Source organism: Paraburkholderia youngii, from assembly GCF_013366925.1.
Lineage (GTDB): Bacteria > Pseudomonadota > Gammaproteobacteria > Burkholderiales > Burkholderiaceae > Paraburkholderia > Paraburkholderia youngii.
In genome coordinates, this window is sequence record NZ_JAALDK010000002.1 from 762,234 (window position 1) to 780,394 (window position 18,161).

17 protein-coding genes are annotated in these 18,161 nt (G+C 62.1%); 6 read left to right on the forward strand and 11 right to left on the reverse strand.

The annotated features are described in order from the left end of the window. The first annotated feature begins 48 nt into the window (after positions 1-48). From G5S42_RS34815 to G5S42_RS34825, 3 genes are read left to right on the forward strand one after another with little or no spacing between them, the layout of a single operon-like run. Positions 49-423 carry a hypothetical protein gene (locus G5S42_RS34815; protein WP_026228832.1) on the forward strand — a complete coding sequence of 125 codons (375 nt, stop codon included), beginning with the start codon at positions 49-51 and terminating at the stop codon, positions 421-423. 4 nt (positions 424-427) lie between these two features. Then, positions 428-766, forward strand: coding sequence for a hypothetical protein (locus G5S42_RS34820; protein ID WP_176111286.1), 339 nt, complete (start codon positions 428-430; stop codon positions 764-766). Between the two features lie 23 nt (positions 767-789). After that, a complete protein-coding gene (locus G5S42_RS34825) occupies positions 790-1,281 on the forward strand; it encodes a lytic transglycosylase domain-containing protein (protein WP_176111287.1) in 492 nt (163 codons plus the stop codon). A 47-nt stretch (positions 1,282-1,328) separates the two neighbouring features. Here the strand turns inward: G5S42_RS34825 and G5S42_RS34830 are convergent, their stop codons facing one another. The 6 genes from G5S42_RS34830 to acnB form a co-directional block, all read right to left on the reverse strand. Then, positions 1,329-2,597 (reverse strand): RNA polymerase sigma factor, encoded by a 1,269-nt coding sequence (locus G5S42_RS34830; protein WP_176111288.1) that lies wholly within the window; start codon positions 2,595-2,597, stop codon positions 1,329-1,331. Then, the gene (locus tag G5S42_RS34835) at positions 2,594-2,962 is read right to left on the reverse strand and encodes a YciI family protein (protein WP_176111289.1); all 369 of its coding nucleotides are present in this window, start codon (positions 2,960-2,962) and stop codon (positions 2,594-2,596) included. The genes G5S42_RS34830 and G5S42_RS34835 overlap by 4 nt, the downstream gene beginning before the upstream one ends. Before the next feature lie 263 nt (positions 2,963-3,225). Then, complete coding sequence (locus tag G5S42_RS34840; protein ID WP_176111290.1) at positions 3,226-3,468, reverse strand: hypothetical protein; 243 nt, start codon at positions 3,466-3,468, stop codon at positions 3,226-3,228. A gap of 57 nt (positions 3,469-3,525) precedes the next feature. Next, positions 3,526-4,590 (reverse strand): porin, encoded by a 1,065-nt coding sequence (locus tag G5S42_RS34845; RefSeq protein ID WP_176111971.1) that lies wholly within the window; start codon positions 4,588-4,590, stop codon positions 3,526-3,528. Between the two features lie 152 nt (positions 4,591-4,742). Next, a complete protein-coding gene (gene mgtA / locus G5S42_RS34850) occupies positions 4,743-7,496 on the reverse strand; it encodes a magnesium-translocating P-type ATPase (RefSeq protein ID WP_176111291.1) in 2,754 nt (917 codons plus the stop codon). 940 nt (positions 7,497-8,436) lie between these two features. Next, the gene (gene acnB / locus G5S42_RS34855; protein ID WP_176111292.1) at positions 8,437-11,022 is read right to left on the reverse strand and encodes a bifunctional aconitate hydratase 2/2-methylisocitrate dehydratase; all 2,586 of its coding nucleotides are present in this window, start codon (positions 11,020-11,022) and stop codon (positions 8,437-8,439) included. Positions 11,023-11,358: 336 nt separating this feature from the next. Between acnB and G5S42_RS34860 the strand changes: the two genes are divergently transcribed. Both G5S42_RS34860 and G5S42_RS34865 read left to right on the forward strand, forming a co-directional pair. Beyond that, entirely contained in the window at positions 11,359-11,961 is a 603-nt protein-coding gene (locus G5S42_RS34860) for a DUF1326 domain-containing protein (protein WP_176111293.1), read from the forward strand. A 2-nt stretch (positions 11,962-11,963) separates the two neighbouring features. Next, positions 11,964-12,755 carry a DUF2182 domain-containing protein gene (locus tag G5S42_RS34865; RefSeq protein ID WP_176111294.1) on the forward strand — a complete coding sequence of 264 codons (792 nt, stop codon included), beginning with the start codon at positions 11,964-11,966 and terminating at the stop codon, positions 12,753-12,755. Between the two features lie 39 nt (positions 12,756-12,794). Here G5S42_RS34865 and G5S42_RS34870 read toward each other — a convergent pair whose 3' ends face one another. From G5S42_RS34870 to G5S42_RS34880, 3 genes are all read right to left on the reverse strand, one after another. Further along, positions 12,795-13,718 carry an alpha/beta fold hydrolase gene (locus tag G5S42_RS34870; RefSeq protein ID WP_246392405.1) on the reverse strand — a complete coding sequence of 308 codons (924 nt, stop codon included), beginning with the start codon at positions 13,716-13,718 and terminating at the stop codon, positions 12,795-12,797. A gap of 156 nt (positions 13,719-13,874) precedes the next feature. Next, positions 13,875-14,432, reverse strand: a complete 558-nt coding sequence (locus G5S42_RS34875) for a TetR/AcrR family transcriptional regulator (protein ID WP_176111295.1) — start codon at positions 14,430-14,432, stop codon at positions 13,875-13,877. A gap of 325 nt (positions 14,433-14,757) precedes the next feature. Next, a complete protein-coding gene (locus tag G5S42_RS34880; protein ID WP_246392281.1) occupies positions 14,758-15,084 on the reverse strand; it encodes a DUF1493 family protein in 327 nt (108 codons plus the stop codon). 731 nt (positions 15,085-15,815) lie between these two features. Here G5S42_RS34880 and G5S42_RS34885 point away from each other — a divergent pair. Further along, on the forward strand, positions 15,816-17,345 hold the full coding sequence (locus G5S42_RS34885) for a CYTH and CHAD domain-containing protein (RefSeq protein ID WP_176111296.1): 1,530 nt from the start codon (positions 15,816-15,818) through the stop codon (positions 17,343-17,345). On the opposite strand, the gene G5S42_RS34890 is transcribed toward G5S42_RS34885, so the two are convergent. Both G5S42_RS34890 and G5S42_RS34895 read right to left on the reverse strand, forming a co-directional pair. Continuing rightward, positions 17,334-17,747 (reverse strand): hypothetical protein, encoded by a 414-nt coding sequence (locus G5S42_RS34890; protein ID WP_176111297.1) that lies wholly within the window; start codon positions 17,745-17,747, stop codon positions 17,334-17,336. The two genes, G5S42_RS34885 and G5S42_RS34890, sit on opposite strands and share 12 nt — an antisense overlap. A gap of 100 nt (positions 17,748-17,847) precedes the next feature. After that, positions 17,848-18,021, reverse strand: a complete 174-nt coding sequence (locus tag G5S42_RS34895) for a hypothetical protein (RefSeq protein WP_013093753.1) — start codon at positions 18,019-18,021, stop codon at positions 17,848-17,850. Between the last annotated feature and the right edge of the window lie 140 nt (positions 18,022-18,161).

An 18,161-nucleotide genomic window follows, 5' to 3' on the forward strand; every position in this document is an offset into this window, starting at 1 on the left:
TCCGAAGCCGAAAACGCGTACATCGCCTCGAAACTTTGGAGACCCGATGTGACGCGCGTTGTGCTCTTACTTGCCGTAATGTTCATGACAGGCTGCGCACAAGTGCAGCAGCCCACTACGGCTCAAGCCGAGAAACCTGCGGTGTCGAACGTCATCATGAAGTTCGACATTCCCGCCGATGCACTCGGCGCGCGCGATCCGCAACTGGCTACGGTGCTCGCCAAGGCAGGCGCGCTCGCCGCCGCGCAGAAGCGGCCCACGGTGATCCGCGTGACGGCGCTGGGCCAGGACTTCAAGTACATCAACGAGGCGATCTGGCGGGGCGTACCGCAGCAGGGGCTCAAACCCGCGCTCGAAAACCTGACGACCGGCGCGAACCAGACGTACAGCGTGTCGATCCAGCCGCTACGTGCGGGGAGCTGACACGATGCGCCTGATCGCTTTCGCCGCGGCATCGCTATGCCTTAGTTCGGCCGCGTGGGCGGGCCAGCCCGCCGCCAGCGCGCCCGCAACCGCCGCCCCCCCTGCCACCCTGGCCTCCGCGGACAAGGTCTACCCGCCGCTGCCCACGCTCGCGCTGCTGCCGCCCTCCACCGGCGACGATGACGACCTCCCCGCGCCGCGCTCGACGTCGCGCAACAAGAAAAAGACGCAAAAGCGCGATTGCCACTGCGCGATGCCGACGCCGCGCCTCGTCGTCTCCGATGAATCGCGCGCCTATCTGAAGGATATCGAGCAGCAGCTCGATTCCGCGCTGGCGCAGTAAAGCAGGACCCGGAGCCCCGACCCATGGACCAGCCCAAGAGCAACGCCCTCCGCCCTTTGCGATCGTGGGCCATCTGCGCCTGGGCGGCGCTGGTGGTCCTCGGCAGTTCGTCCGCGCATGCCGCCCCGAGCGCCGATGATTGCTTCGACAAGGCTGGCGCTTACCAGGGCGTCAATCCGCACGTGCTGCGCGCCGTGGCATGGCGCGAATCGAAAGGCGACGCGACCGCCATCAACCGCAATGCCAACGGGTCGATCGACGTGGGCCAATTGCAGATCAATTCGATCCACTTTCCGGAACTGGCGAGCCAGGGCATTCCGCACCGCGCGCTCACCGACCCATGCGTGAATATCTTCGTGGCCGCCTGGCTGCTCAAGCAGAAGATGGTGCGCTACGGCAACACATGGCGCGCGATCGGCGCGTATCACTCGGAATCGCCGCGCGAGCGCGACAGCTACGCGCGCAGCATTCAGGCGATTCTCGTTAGCTGGGGGCTGTTGCAGCGGGAGCGATGAGGTTCAGGCGCGGGCGCGGCGGGTCGTTGCCAGCGCACCGCGCTCCGCTAACTCCCCGCTGATGCGAGCTCCATCCGCTTGCGCTGCAGGAACCGGCGCACGGCCGGGTCACGCTCGAGACCGATCGCCAGATCGTACGCACTGAGGGCTTGTGCCGTCGCGCCGGCACGCGCGAGCAGATTGGCGCGTGCAGCCCAGTAGGGCTGGTAGTCGGTGAGCCTCGGATCGTCCGCATACGGCGCCAGCGCATCGAGCGCCGCCTGCGGGCCGTCACGCTCCGCCACCGCGAGGGCGCGGTTCACTGCGACTACCGGCGACGCCGCAATCGAAAGCAGCCCATCGTAGAGCTGCACGATCTCGTCCCAGTTCGGGCGCCCCGTCCGGCAGCGATCCACATGCGCCGATTGCAGCGCGGCCTCGAGCTGAAAGCGGCCGATTGCGTTGAACGCGTTCGCGCGCCGCAGCAGTGCGTTCGCCGTTTCGATCATCGGCGCGTTCCAGGTTGCAGGGTCTTGTGCCGACAGCGGCACGTAGTCGCCAGCCGCATCGCGTCGCGCATCACGCCGGGCCTGTGCAAACAGCATCAGCGCGAGCAGGCCCAGCGTCTCAGGTTCTTCCGGAAGCAGCTCGACGAGCAGTTGCGCGAGATACAGCGCCTCGTCGGCGAGCTCGCGCCGCTCGGTATCGCCGCCGATCGGGTCCGTCCACCCTTCCGCGTACGCCGCATAGACCGCTTCGAGCACCGCGTCGAGCCGCCCGGGCAGCTCCTCGCGCTCGGGCACGCTGAACGGAATGCCCGCTTCGCGGATCTTGGTCTTCGCCCGCACGAGGCGCTTGCTCATCGCGGCGGGCGACATCAGGAACGCCGACGCAATCGTCTTCGCTTCCAGCCCCAACACCACTTGCAGCATCAGCGGCGTGCGAATCGGGGCTTCGAGCGCAGGGTGCGTGCACGCGAACAGCAGCGCCAGCCGCCGGTCGGGCAACGCGTCTGTCGAGCACTCGTCGATTTCGTCGGCGAGAATCAGCAGCTGGTTCGCCACGTCGTCGCCGACCTGGCGATGACGCGCGCCGTCGATCGCCCGGCGGCGCGCAACCGTCATCAGCCACGCTTCAGGACTCGCCGGACAGCCGTGCTCCGGCCAGTCCGCGAGCGCCGCCGCGAATGCGTCGGCGAGCGCGTCCTCGGCCGCGGCGACGTCGCGCGTGCGCATTGCCAGCAGCGCGACGAGCTTGCCGTAGCTGCGGCGAGCGACCGCCTCGGCGATCGACCGCGCGACGCCGTCATCGCCTCGGGCGTCGCGGGACGAGCTCATGCAGACGGCGCTTCGTACGGAGCGGTCCAGACCGGGCGCACCTCCATCACGCCGTGCGCCGCGCCGGGACAGCGCGACGCCCACGTCATCGCAGCGTCGAGGTTAGGCACGTCGATCAGGTAGTAGCCGGCGAGTTGCTCCTTCGAATCGGAAAACGGGCCATCGAGCACCTGCGGCTTGCCGTCGACGAGCCGCACCGTGGTGGCCGTGTTCGAGTGCTGCAGCCGGTTGGCGCCCACCAGAGCGCCCGATTTCTTCAACGATTCGGTGTACGCGTGATAGGCGGCAACGCCTTGCTGCCGCTCGCTGTCGGTCATCTTGTTCCAGCTGTTTTCTTCCGAGTAGATCATCAACAGGTATTCCATTTGAGCCTCCGTCATGGGGTTGAGGCGGATGAATTGCATCGGCCGCCATCACAATGACGCGCAGGCCGCATGCTGATGGACAACGTGCATCAAATAATCGCGCATCGGCGCCAGCAGCCACGCTGCGGTGGGAAAAAATGACCGGATTGCTGCCCGTTCGACCGTGTTTCGTGAAACATTGTCGGGCGCTCGACGCGCGTTGTCGACTCGGGATTCGCTTGCGGCGCAGCGATGTGGAACCGCTGTCCCTTGCCGTTCGATCATCACGGATTGAGCGTACTCCTGCATGCATCGTCGCGTTCGACAATCCGAGGATCAGGCGGCACTGAAACGACCAGCGCGCAGCGCGCCAACCGGGCGATCTCCGCCAGGGCATCAGGCCGGCCCGGTCCGTCTGCGATGTCGCCGATAAGGTGAAGCACCGTATGCAAGCGCGGTATCTCATGCATCATGAACGCATGTCGCATGACATTGCCACTCCCATTCGTCTCGCCTGTTTGATTCACGCAGTTCTCCCTGTTGACGGACCTCGGCCGGGTATCGATCCTTGGTGGACAGTTCAATCAGAACCGATGCCGGATTCCCGCGCCAATGAGCAGCTGGTTACGGCCGGATGACGGCTCCGCGCTGTTGATCACTGCCGGCGCGTCCGTCGAGGCCCGCTGGTAGACCGTCTCGACGTATGTATCGGTACGCGTCGATAGCAGGTAAGCCGCCTGCAAGCCGGCCTGGTGCCAGTGCTGGTCCGAACCGTTCGTATAGTTGTACATGCCGGCAAGCGACAGCGTCGGCATCAGCTGATATTGCGCGTTGACCTCGTAGTTGTTGAACTGCGCCGAAGGAGCAGGGTTGCCGGTGGCCGCATCGACCAGACCGCTGAATGTGGAGCGCGACCACGCTGCTCCGAGCGTAAGGTCGCCGATCGCGTAGTTCGCCCCCACACCGTATGTGTTCTGCGTCTGCGCGAACGCGTCAAACGTGCGGCGAGCACCGCCTGGCACAATGACCGCATCGTACGCACCGGTGCTGGTCGCACCACGCCCGCTCGCATGCAGCCACGCTGCCCCGGCGTTGAACGGACCATTCTGGTAGCTGATGCCAAGGCTATACGCGCGGTTGTTTGCGAACTGACCGGCAGCATTCGATAGTGCGTACATACCGCCAACGGTCAAACCGCCGAATGACGGACTCGCGTACTTCACCGAGTTGCGTGCCAAGTACGAGTTGTTGGCGTTGTCGTTGTCGAACGGATGAGCGAACGCGGTGCCGCCCGCTCCGCCCGTCAGTGTTACCGGAGCGAAGAAGTCGTGGACCGAATCGTACTGATGGCCGAGCGTTACCGTCCCCCACGCGTCGCTGCTCAGCCCGACGTAGGACGGGTGATCATCGAATTGCTCCCCTGTCGTGATCGAGAAGCCGCGTTCGAGCATAAAAATGGCCTTGTTGCCGCCGCCGAGATCTTCGCTGCCCTGGAGTGCCCAGAAGCTGCCGTCGATTAGACCGCTCGTTGCCTTGTACTGCGCATGACCGCCCACGTTGTTCAGCCATGCTAGGCCAGTGTCGAGTTCACCGTACATCGTCACGCTGCTCTGGGCTTGTGCGTTGGTTGTCAAAGCCGCAAGCGCCATTGCGCCAGCTGTGAAACCGTCCAGGACTGCTTTTGTTGTTGTCGACATGCAACCATCTTCCTGAAAGTCGTGAATGGAACGGGCGGGCAGGCGGTTGCCGCCGCGCCCTGCATCAACCGCTGACGCGCCCGGACGTCAGCGGAATCGCCGTGTCAGTACCACCGGCCATAGCGCCGGATATAGACGGTCTTGACGAGTTGGGTAAGCAGCATGTAGCTGGCGATGGTCGCGACGAGCCATCCCCAGTAGCGGTGATCCAGCGCCTGGAACCCAAGCGCCGATGCGAATGGCGAGAACGGCAGCCAGCAGCCAACGAGGATCGCAATGGTCGTCGACAGCGTGACCGGCAGTGCTGCCATGCTCTGCAGGAACGGAATCCGATGCGTGCGCAGCATGTGCACGACCAGCGTCTGCGACACGAGACCTTCGATGAACCAGCCGGAATTCATGATGATCTGGCCGCCGCCATCGGCGTGATAAGCGGCGCCGGCGCCGAACACCGTCCACATCAGCCAAAAGGTCGTGATGTCGAATACGGACGACGTCGGCCCAAGCCAGATCATGAAACGTTTGATGTTGCCGGCATCCCACTTGCGGGGCTTCCTGAGGAATTCAGGGTCCATCCTGTCCCAGGGCAGGAACATTTGCGACAGGTCGTAGATCAGGTTCTGGACCAGCAGTTGCATTGCGAGCATCGGCTCCCACGGCAGGAACGCACTCGCCACCAGCAACGAGAACACATTGCCGAAGTTCGAGCTGGCAGTCATGTTCAGGTACTTGAGGATATTGCCGAACGTTTCCCGGCCCTTGATGACGCCTTCTTCGAGCACCATCAGGCTCTTTTCGAGCAGGATGATGTCGGCGGTTTCCTTGGCGATGTCGGTGCCCGTGTCGACCGAAATGCCCACGTCCGCGTCGCGCAGCGCGGGCGCGTCGTTGATGCCGTCGCCGAGGAAGCCCACCGTATGGTCGTTGGTCTGCAAAGCCTTGACCACGCGGGCCTTCTGCAACGGCGTGAGCTTCGCGAAGACTGTCGTGCACTCGACCGCCGCACAGAGTTCGTCGTCGTTCATCTGCTCGACGTCGCGCCCCAGCACCGGGACACCCGGATCAAGGCCGACGTCCCGGCAGACCTTCGCCGTCACGATCGGGTTGTCGCCCGTGAGCACCTTGATCGTCACGCCATGTTCGTTCAGCGCGCGGATCGCTTCTGCGGCAGAGTCCTTCGGTGGATCGAAAAAGGTCAGGAAACCGCGAACCACGAGGCGCTCTTCGTCGGCGTTCCGGTACTGCGGTTTCGCTTCGGCTCGCGAGATTTCGCGCGTGGCGACGACCAGTACGCGGTAGCCTTCCGCGTTGTATTCCTGCGATCTGACAATCATCGCACTGCGCGCGGCCTCGTCGAGCTCGCAAACGACATCGCCCTGCTGCACCTGCGTGCAGGCTGCAAGCATCTCCTCCACTGCGCCTTTGGACACCATCAGTTGGCTGCCGTCGGCGCGCTCGACGACCACGGACAGACGTCGGCGCACGAAGTCGAACGGCAGTTCGTCGACCTTCGCGAAGTGGGCCTGCGTGGGTGGCACGCCGGCCGCCTCCGCATGGCTCACGATCGCAATGTCAATCAGATTCTTCTGCCCGCTCTGATGGAAGCTGTTGAGCCATGCCAGCTCGAGGATATGGTCGTCGCGGCGGCCCTCGATGTCCAGATGATGTTCGAGGATGATCCGGTCCTGCGTGAGAGTGCCGGTCTTGTCGGTGCACAACACGTCCATCGCGCCGAAGTTCTGGACAGAGTTCAGGCGTTTGACCACCACCTTGCGTCGTGCCATAGCCACAGCGCCTTTCGCAAGATTCGCCGAAACGATCATCGGCAGCATTTCCGGCGTAAGGCCAACCGCGACGGCAAGCGCGAACGTCAGAGCGGAAAGCCAGTCACCTTTGAGCAGCCCGTTGATCAGGAATACGACGGGCACCATGACGAGCATGAAGCGGATCAGTAGCCACGAAACGCTGTTCACGCCGCGATCGAAGCTCGTTTCGATCCGCTTCCGGCTAGTCACGTTCTTCGCGAGTGCGCCGAAGTAAGTATCGGCACCGGTCGCGACGACAACTGCCATTGCCGTGCCGCTGACCACATTGGTGCCCATGAAACAGACGTTCGCCAGTTCGAGCGGATCGGCCGGGCCCGCATCGGCGACATCGGCCGACTTCTGCATCACGGCGCCGAGCGTGTCGTACTTCTCGACCGGCAGTGCTTCGCCCGTAAGCGCGGCCTGGCTGATGAACAGATCGCGCGACTTGACGAGGCGAATATCGGCGGGAATCATGTCGCCCGCTTGCAGCGTAACGATATCGCCGACCACGAGATTGGACATCGGAATCTCGCGCTTCACCGACTTCCCGGCCTTCGACGCACGGCGCACGACGGTAGCCGTGGTCCGCACCATCGACTTGAGCCGTTCCGCTGCCTTGTTCGACCGGTATTCCTGGAAGAAGCGCAGCAGGCTGCTCACCGTGACCATCGTGAGCAGGATGCTCACGCCGGTCCAGTCGCGATCTCCTGCCGCGGCAAAGTAGACGTCTGTGCAATAGCTGATGCCGGCGAGCACGAGCAGCACGATCACAAACGGGTTGTAAAAAGCATGCAGCACCTGGATCAGCGCGTGTGGCGGCTTGTCGTGCGCGACCTCGTTCGGACCCGTGCTGCGCAGGCGCTGTTCGGCATCGGCGTCGACCAGGCCGTCAACGGAGCTTTGCGTATGCAGCAAGGTGGCTTCGATGCTGTTTCCGGCTTCGCTGGCAATCTGCGCGGAAATCCTGTTGCGATCCCTGGACGAGGATGCACTTAGAAATCCCTTCTGTCTGAGACGAGATTCGTGATGATGCGAGGGTTGTTTTTGCATGGATTATCCCGGGCAGGGGCGAGCGCTAGCCGACCCCTGTCGCGGCCTCAAAAGGTTGATGTTTAATGCAGAAAGTCAGCGGAACCGGGCGCGGACTGCGGCCCAACACTTTCCGATCAATGTGATGTTTTGATGCTCGCCGGTACGCAGAGTGAGCAGCGAGTCATAGTACGGGCGTGCCTCTTGAATATGAGGCAGGTTCGATACAAGAAGAGCGAAGTGCATGATGTTTCTCCGTCCGGGCTATGGCCCGGAGCGTCGTTCCGGTTTGCCTGGCCGAAGGCCTGAACCATGACGTCAATGCTCAATGCTCGAGTGACGGGAAACGGTGCAGCCTCCGCTCAGGCGGAAGAAAAACTGGATGGAGGTAAGGGACAAGAGTCACCTTCGGGCATAGGGGCTCCTTCCTCGTGCCAGATGCACGAGCGCGTTTATTCAATCAAGACCCGTACTGATTACAAGGACCGTACGGACGTGAACGGACAACGCCGCGCGAATCGAAGTGCGCAACGCGGGAAGCACGAACGAGCGCAATGGCGCCGGTTTGTGCGTAGCTATTTGAAGGTGCGAGGGGGGTACTGCGACGAATACTGCGACGCGCACCGGCCCGCCTGATGGCGGGACGGCGGCTTGATGGGGCGGACGTCCTGCCGGTCAGGCGGTCAAACTGCTCGAAGATCGACTACTACAGGGTTCCAAGGCATTAGCCCCAATCGTTGAAAACGGACGAATCGTAAACACCACGAAAGGCTATGTCAAGCAGACCGAAGGAAAATCTGCGAGGAAATGGTTTGGGGAATTTTGAGAGAGTCTCAACCCATGCGCGAGTTCTATTGATTCCCATTGCGACGCACAAAAAAATGGCGCCGCAGGCATTCAGCCCGCGGCGCCATTTCGTGGCGCTACGACGCGAACAACACGCCGTAGCCCGACAACACACTTACATCGTCACGCCGTCGGCGACTTCCTTGAAGTCCTCGATCTGGTCGAAGTTCATGTATTGATAGATCTTGTCGCCGTTGGCATTGAGCACGCCCATGTCGGCCATGTACTCTTCCCTGGTCGGGATCTTGCCCAGACGCGAGCAGATCGCCGCCAGTTCCGCCGAGCCGAGGTACACGTTCGTGTTCTTGCCGAGGCGGTTCGGGAAGTTGCGGGTCGAGGTCGACATGACCGTCGCGCCTTCGCGCACCTGGGCCTGGTTACCCATGCACAGCGAGCAGCCCGGCATTTCGGTACGCGCACCAGCCGTGCCGAACACGCCGTAGTGGCCTTCCTCGGTCAGCTGCTTCTGATCCATCTTGGTCGGCGGAGCCACCCACAGCTTGACCGGAATGTCGCGCTTGCCTTCGAGCAGCTTCGACGCGGCGCGGAAGTGACCGATGTTGGTCATGCACGAGCCGATGAACACTTCGTCGATCTTGGCACCCGCCACGTCCGACAGCGTCTTCACGTCGTCCGGATCGTTCGGGCAAGCCACGATCGGCTCGTGGATGTCGGCGAGATCGATCTCGATGACGGCTGCATACTCGGCGTCGGCATCCGGCGACAGCAGTTGCGGGTCGGCCAGCCACTGCTCCATCGCCTTGATGCGGCGCTGCAGGCTGCGCGGGTCCTGGTAGCCCTGGGCGATCATCCACTTCAGCAGCGTGACGTTGCTGTTCAGGTATTCGATGATCGGTTCCTTGTTCAGGTGCACCGTGCAACCGGCGGCCGAACGCTCGGCGGAAGCATCCGACAGTTCGAACGCTTGCTCGACCTTAAGATCGGGCAGGCCTTCGATTTCGAGAATGCGGCCGGAGAAGATGTTCTTCTTGCCTTGCTTGGCAACCGTCAGCGTGCCTTGCTTGATCGCGTACAGCGGAATCGCGTTGACGAGGTCGCGCAGGGTCACGCCCGGCTGCATCTTGCCCTTGAAGCGGACCAGCACCGATTCGGGCATGTCCAGCGGCATCGTGCCGGTGGCGGCCGCGAAGGCGACCAGACCCGAACCGGCCGGGAAGCTGATACCGATCGGGAAGCGCGTGTGCGAGTCGCCGCCGGTGCCGACGGTGTCGGGCAGCAGCATGCGATTCAGCCACGAGTGGATCACGCCGTCGCCCGGGCGCAGCGCGATGCCGCCACGGTTGCTGATGAAGTTCGGCAGCGTCTGGTGGGTCTTCACGTCCACCGGCTTCGGATAAGCGGCGGTGTGGCAGAACGACTGCATCACGAGATCGGCCGAGAAGCCGAGGCACGCCAGGTCCTTCAGTTCGTCGCGGGTCATGGGGCCCGTGGTGTCCTGCGAGCCGACCGAGGTCATCTTCGGTTCGCAGTACGTGCCCGGGCGGACGCCCTGGCCTTCCGGCAGACCGCAAGCACGGCCGACCATCTTCTGCGCCAGCGAGAAGCCCTTGCCGCTGTTGGCCGGCTGCTGCGGCAGGCGGAACAGCGTCGACGGAGCGAGACCCAGCGCTTCACGCGCCTTGGCGGTCAGGCCGCGGCCGACGATCAGCGGAATGCGGCCGCCGGCGCGCACTTCGTCGAACAGCACGTCGGACTTGACCTGGAACTCGGCGATCACTTCGCCGTTCTTCAGCGCACGGCCTTCGTACGGGCGCAGTTCGACCACGTCGCCCATTTCCATCTTCGACACGTCGAGTTCGATCGGCAGCGCGCCGGCGTCTTCCATCGTGTTGTAGAAGATCGGGGCGATCTTGCCGCCGAGGCACACGCCGCCGAAGCGCTTGTTCGGGATGAAGGGGATGTCTTCGCCCGTGAACCACAGCACCGAGTTGGTGGCCGACTTGCGCGAGGAGCCGGTGCCGACCACGTCGCCAACGTACGCGACCAGGTGGCCCTTTTCCTTCAGCGACTCGATGAACTTGACCGGGCCGCGCTTGCCGTCTTCTTCCGGCGTGATGCCGGGGCGCGCGTTCTTCAGCATCGCCAGCGCGTGCAGCGGGATGTCCGGGCGGGTGGTCGCGTCCGGGGCCGGGGACAGGTCGTCGGTATTGGTTTCGCCTGTCACCTTGAACACGGTGATGGTCAGGCTTTGCGGCACTTCGGGACGGCTCGTGAACCATTCGGCGTCGGCCCAGCTTTGCATCACGGCCTTTGCGTTGGCGTTGCCCTTATCGGCCAGTTCCTTGACGTCGTGGAACTGGTCGAACATCAGCAGGGTCTTCTTAAGCGCGTCGGCGGCCACGGTGCCCACTTCGGCGTCGGACAGCAGTTCGATCAGCGGCTGGATGTTGTAGCCGCCCAGCATCGTGCCGAGCAGTTCGGTGGCACGGGCGCGCGAGATCAGCGCGCAGGCGGTCTCGCCTTTGGCCACGGCGGCGAGGAAACCTGCCTTCACGCGGGCGGCTTCGTCCACGCCGGCGGGCACGCGATTGGTGATCAGGTCGAGCAGCGTCTGCTCTTCGCCAGCGGGCGGGTTGGTCAGGAGTTCGACCAGCTCGGCGGTCTGCTGAGCCGTCAGCGGCAGGGGAGGAATGCCGAGCGCGGCGCGTGCGGCCACGTGAGCACGAAAGTTTTCAAGCATGGGGGACCTGCTGGTATTTGCGTTTCAGGGAAAGGCTTTTTAGGCACTCCAAGCTGTGCCGGGCACTGCTTCGATCGCGATTTTAATTGCAATACCCCTCCACGGTCAAATGTCTTATGTCTTATATAAGAGTTGAGCCCTGTAAAGCGGCGATGCGCGATGCGCTTCGGGTGCTGTGCGCACGCCTGCCCGCCACCGCAAAAGCACCGACTGTGTAAGCCGTTTCAATCATTCGCCGTCCCTCGAATGCTTTGATTACTGCCCCCGTAACGCCTACAACAGAGGATGTCCGGCGATGTTCTTCCCGGCCGGATTCAACCGGCAGCGGAGGCGCAAATGAGCTATCAACTGATGGGCAGCATCCTCGAAGTGTGCGAATGCAAGGTGCTGTGTCCGTGCTGGATCGGAGAAGATCCCGACAACGGCGTTTGCCGCAGCGCGCTTGCATACCACTACGAGCGAGGCACGATCGACGGCGTCGATGTGTCGGGCCTGACTATCGCGTTCGCGGCGTTCATTCCCGGCAATGTGCTCAAAGGTGGCTGGCGCGTCGCGATGTTCGTCGACGAGCGCGCGAGCGACGCGCAATTCGACGCTCTGGTGAGCGTGCACCGTGGCGAGCGCGGCGGCCCCCTCGCGGATCTCGTGCAGTTGATCGGCGAAGTCGTGTCCGTGGAACGCGTGCCGATCGAATACACGGTCGTCGACGGCAAGGGCAGGATGAAAGTCGGCGAAGCAATCGATGCCGAGTTGGAGCCCTATCGCGGCCCGACCGGCGAGCCGACCAAGCTGGTCGAAAGCATCTTTTCGACGATACCGGGCTGCCCTGCTTTCGTCGGCAAGGCGAACTCTTTCCGCCTGCGGCACGAAAAGCTCGATCTCGACCTCGCCTTGAGCGGACATAACGCCATTCAGGGATCGTTCAACTTCGCGTCGTGAAGATGCAAGCACGCTCGCGGCTGTTCGCGCCGCTCTTCGTCGCATTGACGAGCAGCGCGTGGATCGCGTTATGGGTGTGGGACGCGGGTCCCTATGCGCGTTATCTGCGTCACGTGAGCTGGGCCGAACTGCCGCTCGTCGGCCCGATATGCCGCGCGGTGTCCGGTGCTAGCGTCACCATCGCGGCGCTGCTGCACAGCGCCGCATGGCTGCTGATGATCGCGGCGATGATGCTGCCGAGCGCCTTCCCGCTGTTCGACACCTTCCGGCGGATGACCGTCGCGCGCGAAAACCGGCGCACGCTGATAGCGCTTCTGATCGTCGGTTATGCGACGACGTGGGCGCTGTTCGGCGTAGTCGCGCACGGCGTCGACGCGGCGCTCCATCTGGCCGCCGAGCAAGTTCCGAGCTTGCTTGCCAACGGCTGGCTGATCGGCGCCGCGATCGTCGCGCTCGCGGGCCTCTATCAGTTCAGCAGCCTCAAACATCGATGTCTCGACAAATGCCGCTCGCCGCTGATGTTCATCACCGGGCATTGGCGGGGCAAAAGCGCGCGCCGCGAGAGCTTCGTGCTCGGCATCAGTCACGGCGCCTTCTGCGTCGGCTGCTGTTGGGCGCTGATGTTGCTGATGTTCGCGGTCGGCACCGGCAGCGTCGGCTGGATGCTGGCGCTGGGCGGGATCATGTCGGCCGAGAAGAACTTCCCCTGGGGCAGGTCCATCGGCAAGCCGCTCGGCGTCGCGTTGCTTGCGTGGTCCGCGTGGATCGTCGTACAGCACGCCCGCATCGTCTGAGCCGTGCCCGGCGGTCCGCGTCCACCTGCCCCGTTACCCCTATGCGCTGCCAAAGAATGCCGTGAGTTCGTCGGCGACCGCGCGCGGTTGTTCTTCTGGAATGAAGTGCCCGCAGTGACTAATGGTGCGGCCTTGGACGTCGGTGAAGAACGCTCGCAGAGGGGTCGCCATATCGGCGATGGACCCTTGATCGGAGCCGAGCGTCAGCAGTGGCAAATCGAGCATGCCTCGCTGCTTCAATTCCGCGTTCTGCCGGGCGGACACGTGCGCGGCGCGGTAATACGCAAGGCCGGCGCGTAAGCCGCCGTCTTTCTTCAGAATGCGCAGATATTCATCGATATCGGCTTCAGTGAAAGTATCGGGATTGGCCGTCTTTCGCCGCAAAAACCAGTCGAGGTATTCGCGTTCCTTGCCGGCCAGCAGCACTTCCGGCAGGTCAGGTAGGACGTGAAACGCAAAATGCCAGGTACGCCATGCACGCTCGGGTGAAATCGGCAACGCATCGGGCAAGGTCACGCCGGGGATCCCCGCATCCAGCAGCGCGAGGCGACGGACCTCGTCGGCGAACATCACGGCGTACGGAAAAGCCACCCACGCTCCAATGTCGTGTCCGGCGAGAAAGTACCGGGTCACTCCGAGTTGCCGGAGCAAACCGTGGACATGGCTCGCAAGGGTCTGTGTGTCGTAGCCGTCCATCGGACGATCCGAATCACCTTGTCCGGGCAGGTCCGGTGCGACGATCCGGTAGGTCTTTGCAAGCAGCGCCATCACGTTGCGCCACGCGAACCAGCTCTGCGGAAAGCCCGCGAGCAACACGATCACATCGCCCTGCGGGTTTCCGCCGGTGACGTAGTGCAGTCTCAGTCCGTCTACGGTCGCGAACTTGTGCTCGAATCCTTCTAACCCCGGAACGGGCCTTGATGCTGGCAGCGTGCTTACGATTTCGGAACTCCCAGATGGCATGGGCGAGTGAAGTGCTTTCACGAATGAGACTCCTTTGGGTTGAGTGATTACATCGTTGAACGGCTGTTTCTCATCGGCAGATTACGTTAGGAAATATTCATTTCCTAATTTGGCGAGCAGCACTGGTAACTGATGCGATGCTATATCTTGCTGTGCTTAGTCCAGCAGACGCATGGCCTGCTCCGCCGCCGCCATTATGTGCGCCCGGGGCCGCCCAACTTTGCCGACGACCCTCAAACCTTGCGTCAAACTCAGCAGGGCGCGGCCGGTAGCGTCCGCATCCACGGCGGACGCGATCGAACCGTCTGTCTGGCCCAGCCGGATCAGACGGCACAACAGACGCTCCGTTCGCTGCAAAGAAGCGGCGACATGACCCGCGACCTCATCATCGAAAGCGAGCAGATCGATTGCGCTTCCGACTACGAGACAGCCCCGCTTGCCCTCGTCGCCAACTGCGGACTCGGCATAAAACCGCAGAACGGCCCGTACCTTCTCGCGGCCGGTTTGCTCCGCGTCGAGCAGGCTTTGCAACTGGCCATTCCGTAGATGGATGTAGCGCTCGAGCGCGGCAAGGAACACCGCTCGCTTATCAGTGAACGCCTTGTAGATACTGCCGGCCGTGAGGCCCATCGCGGCACCGAGATCGCCAAGAGACGTCCCTTGATAGCCGCGTTCGCGAAAAATCCGGATTGCGCCGTCCAGCGCGATGTCCATATCGAATTCGCGAGGACGGCCTGGAGCTCGAGGCTGTCTGGCAGGATGGTGGCGTGTGGTCATGGCGCGATTATAGGAAATGATCATTTCCTAATCAAGATGTCCCCGTGTGGACGGTTGTGAGAATCGCGAACTCGGGGTGCGTCGAGCCGTGCAAACCCTAGGGTAAGGCGCTTCCTTCGGGCGAGTTTTGTACGGCACTCTTACTGTATGGCGCGAGGTGAGACCTTATCGACAGCAGGCCGCAATGACTTCCATTGGCGGTCACTCCCTGGGCGACGCGCTTCGCGCTTCCCATACGCGTTGGCTGTCCCACACGCCTAGCTCAATCGCACGCTGCAGCATTCCGACTGTAATTGGCTTTATTTTTGTAGTCCTTCACGCCTCTGAGTTTTAGAAGATACCGGGCAAGAATCGAAAATGGCCAAACGCTGAATCCTTCCATATTAAAATATCTGAGAAATTCGAAATCGCCGGGTTGAACGTTAAATGTTATTGCGAACGTGTTGATAAGCTTGCTCGCATCGTCGCCCGTGACGCCAAAATCGTCTTCTAAAGAACTGGATGACTTTATTGCTATTTTTGACGGAATTCCGATTTTCTCCCGCAAGAATTCCTCCAGCTCAGCCGAAACTTCCGGTGGTGGCATCATTTATAATTCCAAAGTGTTTGCAAGCTTATTCGGTTACGATGCAAATGAAAAGTGTTTTGTTATCGATGACCCTTCCGCCATAGATATATGCATTGATCTTCTTTGTTGAATTTTGGTGCTCCGCTTGCGTTACGTGCATCGCCTGGTGGCGCGTTGCATCACATCGATTAATGTCGTTACCGCGCGATGAGAGTGATCGTTTTTACTCTGTGCGGCATATGATTCCCCTACTCTTTCGAAGAATTGGGGTAACGCGCTCTAATGTCATTTCTGAAAATATTTTTGGGCCGACTTCTGGGAGTTTCTTGAGTCTTTTTTCAGCATACCCTATATCCTCGGGGGAATTTGCAAAATGCTGTCAAGTTGCACATCCTCATTCCGACCCAAATGGCGTCGACCAGAAATGCGGGCCGTTAGCCTGGCGGTTCCAACATGTCGGTCCATAGTTGCGCATACCGTTTTCCCCGATTTACTTTGGGAACACTCGCTATTTGTCGTTGTGAGCTTGTATCGGGTCGACGTGCATCACCGTTTTAAGCACGACGAAAGTTGTGCACAGAAGAGGTGGCTAAGACGGTGGACAAGTTTTGCACGAATGCCTGCTTGCGCTGCTAACCCACCCCGTCTCCAGGAAACGTCGGGTTCGGAGCGGCCACTTGGGACGATCGGCTGCGACGCAGCCCAGCGAATCCGGTGTAGTCTGACGGTATGGTGCTCATTTCGGAGGCGGCATGGAACGGGAGCTAAAGCTGCGCGTTGCGAACGAAGATCTGGGCAAGTTGCGTAACGCGTCGATACTGGCGCAATCGGAAGCCACCGCGGGGGCGCCTCGCCTGCTGACGAGCACCTATTTCGATACGCCCGAGTTTTCATTTCACTGGTGCGGGGCTTCGCTGCGCGTGCGCAGCGTCGGCAAGGAGAAAATCCAGACGCTGAAGCTCGAAGGATCGGCCAAGGCGGGGCTGTTCGACCGGGACGAGTTCGAGATGCCCGTGAATAGCGACACGCCCGATCTGAAGCTGCTGTGCGACCAGATCCCCGAGAACAGCGACTGCGGGAAGCTGATTCACGACGACACCGTTCCCGCCCAACTGAAGCCAGTGTTCGTCACGCGGATCAACCGCTCGGCGTTTGAACTGCGCCAGCCGTCCGGAGACGAACTCGAGCTTGCTCTCGACGAAGGAACCATCGAGGCGGAGTCGGGTTCGGTGCAGCTCGCCGCCGTGGAACTGGAATTGAAACAGGGCGATCCGGACATGCTGTACCGCGTCGCGCTGGAAATGCTCGAAACCGTGCCACTCCATATCGATCGTAGCAGCAAGGCCGATATCGGGTATGCACTGCTGGTAGCCGAGCACAGAGAGGCGGTGAAAGCGCAACCGGTGCAACTGGACAAGCGCGATTCGATCGAGGATGCATTCTGCGTCATTGTGCGCAACTGTCTGGACCAGGTCCACGCGAATGAACTGGGCGTCGTGTCGGGCCACGATCCATCGAGCGTCCATCAGATGCGCGTGGGGCTTCGCCGCTTGCGTTCGGCTCTCGACCTGTTTGCGAAGGTCATCCCCGCCGCTCCCGGCTTCGACGAGGAGTTGCGCTGGATTGCCTCGGAACTCGGCACCGCGCGCGACTGGGAAGTGCTCGCGGGATCGACGCTCGAACATGCCGGCGCCGACGGCAATACGGACGAGATCCGCCCCGTCAGAGAGGCCTGCGAGCAGAATGCCGTCGACAACCGGCAGCGCGCGGCGGCCGCGGTCGAATCGGTTCGCTATACGCGGCTCGCGCTCCAGTTGGCGCTCTGGTTGAGCCGCAAGGGTTGGCGAGATGAGATGTCCGACGAACAGCGCGACGTGATCGGCAGCCCAGTGAAGCCGTTCGCCGCCGATGTTCTGCGCCGTCGGCACAAGAAACTGATCAAACGTGGCAAGGGTTTGGCCGATCTCGACGATCACAGCCGTCACCGCGCCCGCATCGCGGCGAAGAAGGTTCGATACGCCACCGAGTTCTTCGCGTCGTTATGCCCGCGGCGGGTCGTCCGCCACTATGTCGAAGCGCTCACCGCCCTTCAGGACGATCTCGGCTGGCGCAACGATGCCGTCGTCGCCGATCAGCTGCTGAAGTCGCTGCTGACGACGGCGCCCGAGGCCGCCTCGGGCGCGGCCTTCGCACGCGGCTTTCTCGCGTCACGGGTCGCTGCCGATCATCGGACGTTGAAGAAGCTGTGGAAGCGCTTCAAGCTGCTTTCGTCACCGCACTGATTGTCCGAACAAACGCGACCATACCGCGCGCACGCGGCGCGCGCGATCCTCGAACAGGTACGACGCAGCGAGCGCAAACAGGCCGGACATGATCCCCGTCGCGATGTGTTCGAGAGCGTGAAAGCGGTAGTGGCTCAGATGAGAGTAGGCATCGCCGATGGCGGTCAGGCAACCGACGAGCAGTGCGTTGCTATAGCGATTCCCGTACCACTTCGCCGCCGGCGTGAAGGTGAGCAGCAGCGCGAGCACACCGGTGAGCAGCCCGGTCTTGAATGCGATCGCCCAGTGCGTGAGGCTCATGACGTTGCCCCAGCTCCCCGGCATACAGGTCATGCACGCGCTGGTTGGCTGCCAGAAACGCTGGACAAGCAGTTTGAAGCGGCGTTTCCATGCGCTTCCCATGATGTACTCCACGATGCCCGGCGTGAGACTCCACGCGGAAATGGTACATCGCGAGCGCGCCGTAGCGTACCTGAGCGCCGTCACGCACGAGGGAACTTCGCTATGACGACCGGTCTCGATTACGCGCTCGCGTAGCGCCCGTAATCACCGCGATGCCGAGCAGAATCACGGCCACGATGGCAATGATGTGCTGCGCGACATGCAGCGCCATCAATCCCCACGCGACGCCGCCAATGAAAATGATCCATCCGACCAGATAGATGAGCAGGGTCATCGTTTTTCTCCTTGATCCACGGGTCTATCTGCAAGCACATTGCGCGCCTGATGCCATGCGTCTCTGTGTCTGGCATAGTCTGTGCTCCCACACCACCGTTTGCGCGGCCCTCCCAGGCAGCGCGAAGGAAAGCCGCACGG

What these genes read in the sequence shown, in the direction of transcription:
- G5S42_RS34820 (WP_176111286.1), top strand. Translation starts at nt 428, where the DNA reads ATGCGCCTGATCGCTTTCGCCGCGGCATCGCTATGCCTTAGTTCGGCC.
- G5S42_RS34825 (WP_176111287.1), top strand. Translation starts at nt 790, where the DNA reads ATGGACCAGCCCAAGAGCAACGCCCTCCGCCCTTTGCGATCGTGGGCC.
- G5S42_RS34830 (WP_176111288.1), bottom strand. Translation starts at nt 2,597, where the DNA reads ATGAGCTCGTCCCGCGACGCCCGAGGCGATGACGGCGTCGCGCGGTCG.
- G5S42_RS34835 (WP_176111289.1), bottom strand. Translation starts at nt 2,962, where the DNA reads ATGGAATACCTGTTGATGATCTACTCGGAAGAAAACAGCTGGAACAAG.
- G5S42_RS34845 (WP_176111971.1), bottom strand. Translation starts at nt 4,590, where the DNA reads ATGGCGCTTGCGGCTTTGACAACCAACGCACAAGCCCAGAGCAGCGTG.
- mgtA (WP_176111291.1), bottom strand. Translation starts at nt 7,496, where the DNA reads ATGCAAAAACAACCCTCGCATCATCACGAATCTCGTCTCAGACAGAAG.
- acnB (WP_176111292.1), bottom strand. Translation starts at nt 11,022, where the DNA reads ATGCTTGAAAACTTTCGTGCTCACGTGGCCGCACGCGCCGCGCTCGGC.
- G5S42_RS34860 (WP_176111293.1), top strand. Translation starts at nt 11,359, where the DNA reads ATGAGCTATCAACTGATGGGCAGCATCCTCGAAGTGTGCGAATGCAAG.
- G5S42_RS34865 (WP_176111294.1), top strand. Translation starts at nt 11,964, where the DNA reads ATGCAAGCACGCTCGCGGCTGTTCGCGCCGCTCTTCGTCGCATTGACG.
- G5S42_RS34870 (WP_246392405.1), bottom strand. Translation starts at nt 13,718, where the DNA reads ATGCCATCTGGGAGTTCCGAAATCGTAAGCACGCTGCCAGCATCAAGG.
- G5S42_RS34875 (WP_176111295.1), bottom strand. Translation starts at nt 14,432, where the DNA reads ATGGACATCGCGCTGGACGGCGCAATCCGGATTTTTCGCGAACGCGGC.
- G5S42_RS34880 (WP_246392281.1), bottom strand. Translation starts at nt 15,084, where the DNA reads ATGATGCCACCACCGGAAGTTTCGGCTGAGCTGGAGGAATTCTTGCGG.
- G5S42_RS34885 (WP_176111296.1), top strand. Translation starts at nt 15,816, where the DNA reads ATGGAACGGGAGCTAAAGCTGCGCGTTGCGAACGAAGATCTGGGCAAG.
- G5S42_RS34890 (WP_176111297.1), bottom strand. Translation starts at nt 17,747, where the DNA reads ATGGGAAGCGCATGGAAACGCCGCTTCAAACTGCTTGTCCAGCGTTTC.
- G5S42_RS34895 (WP_013093753.1), bottom strand. Translation starts at nt 18,021, where the DNA reads ATGACCCTGCTCATCTATCTGGTCGGATGGATCATTTTCATTGGCGGC.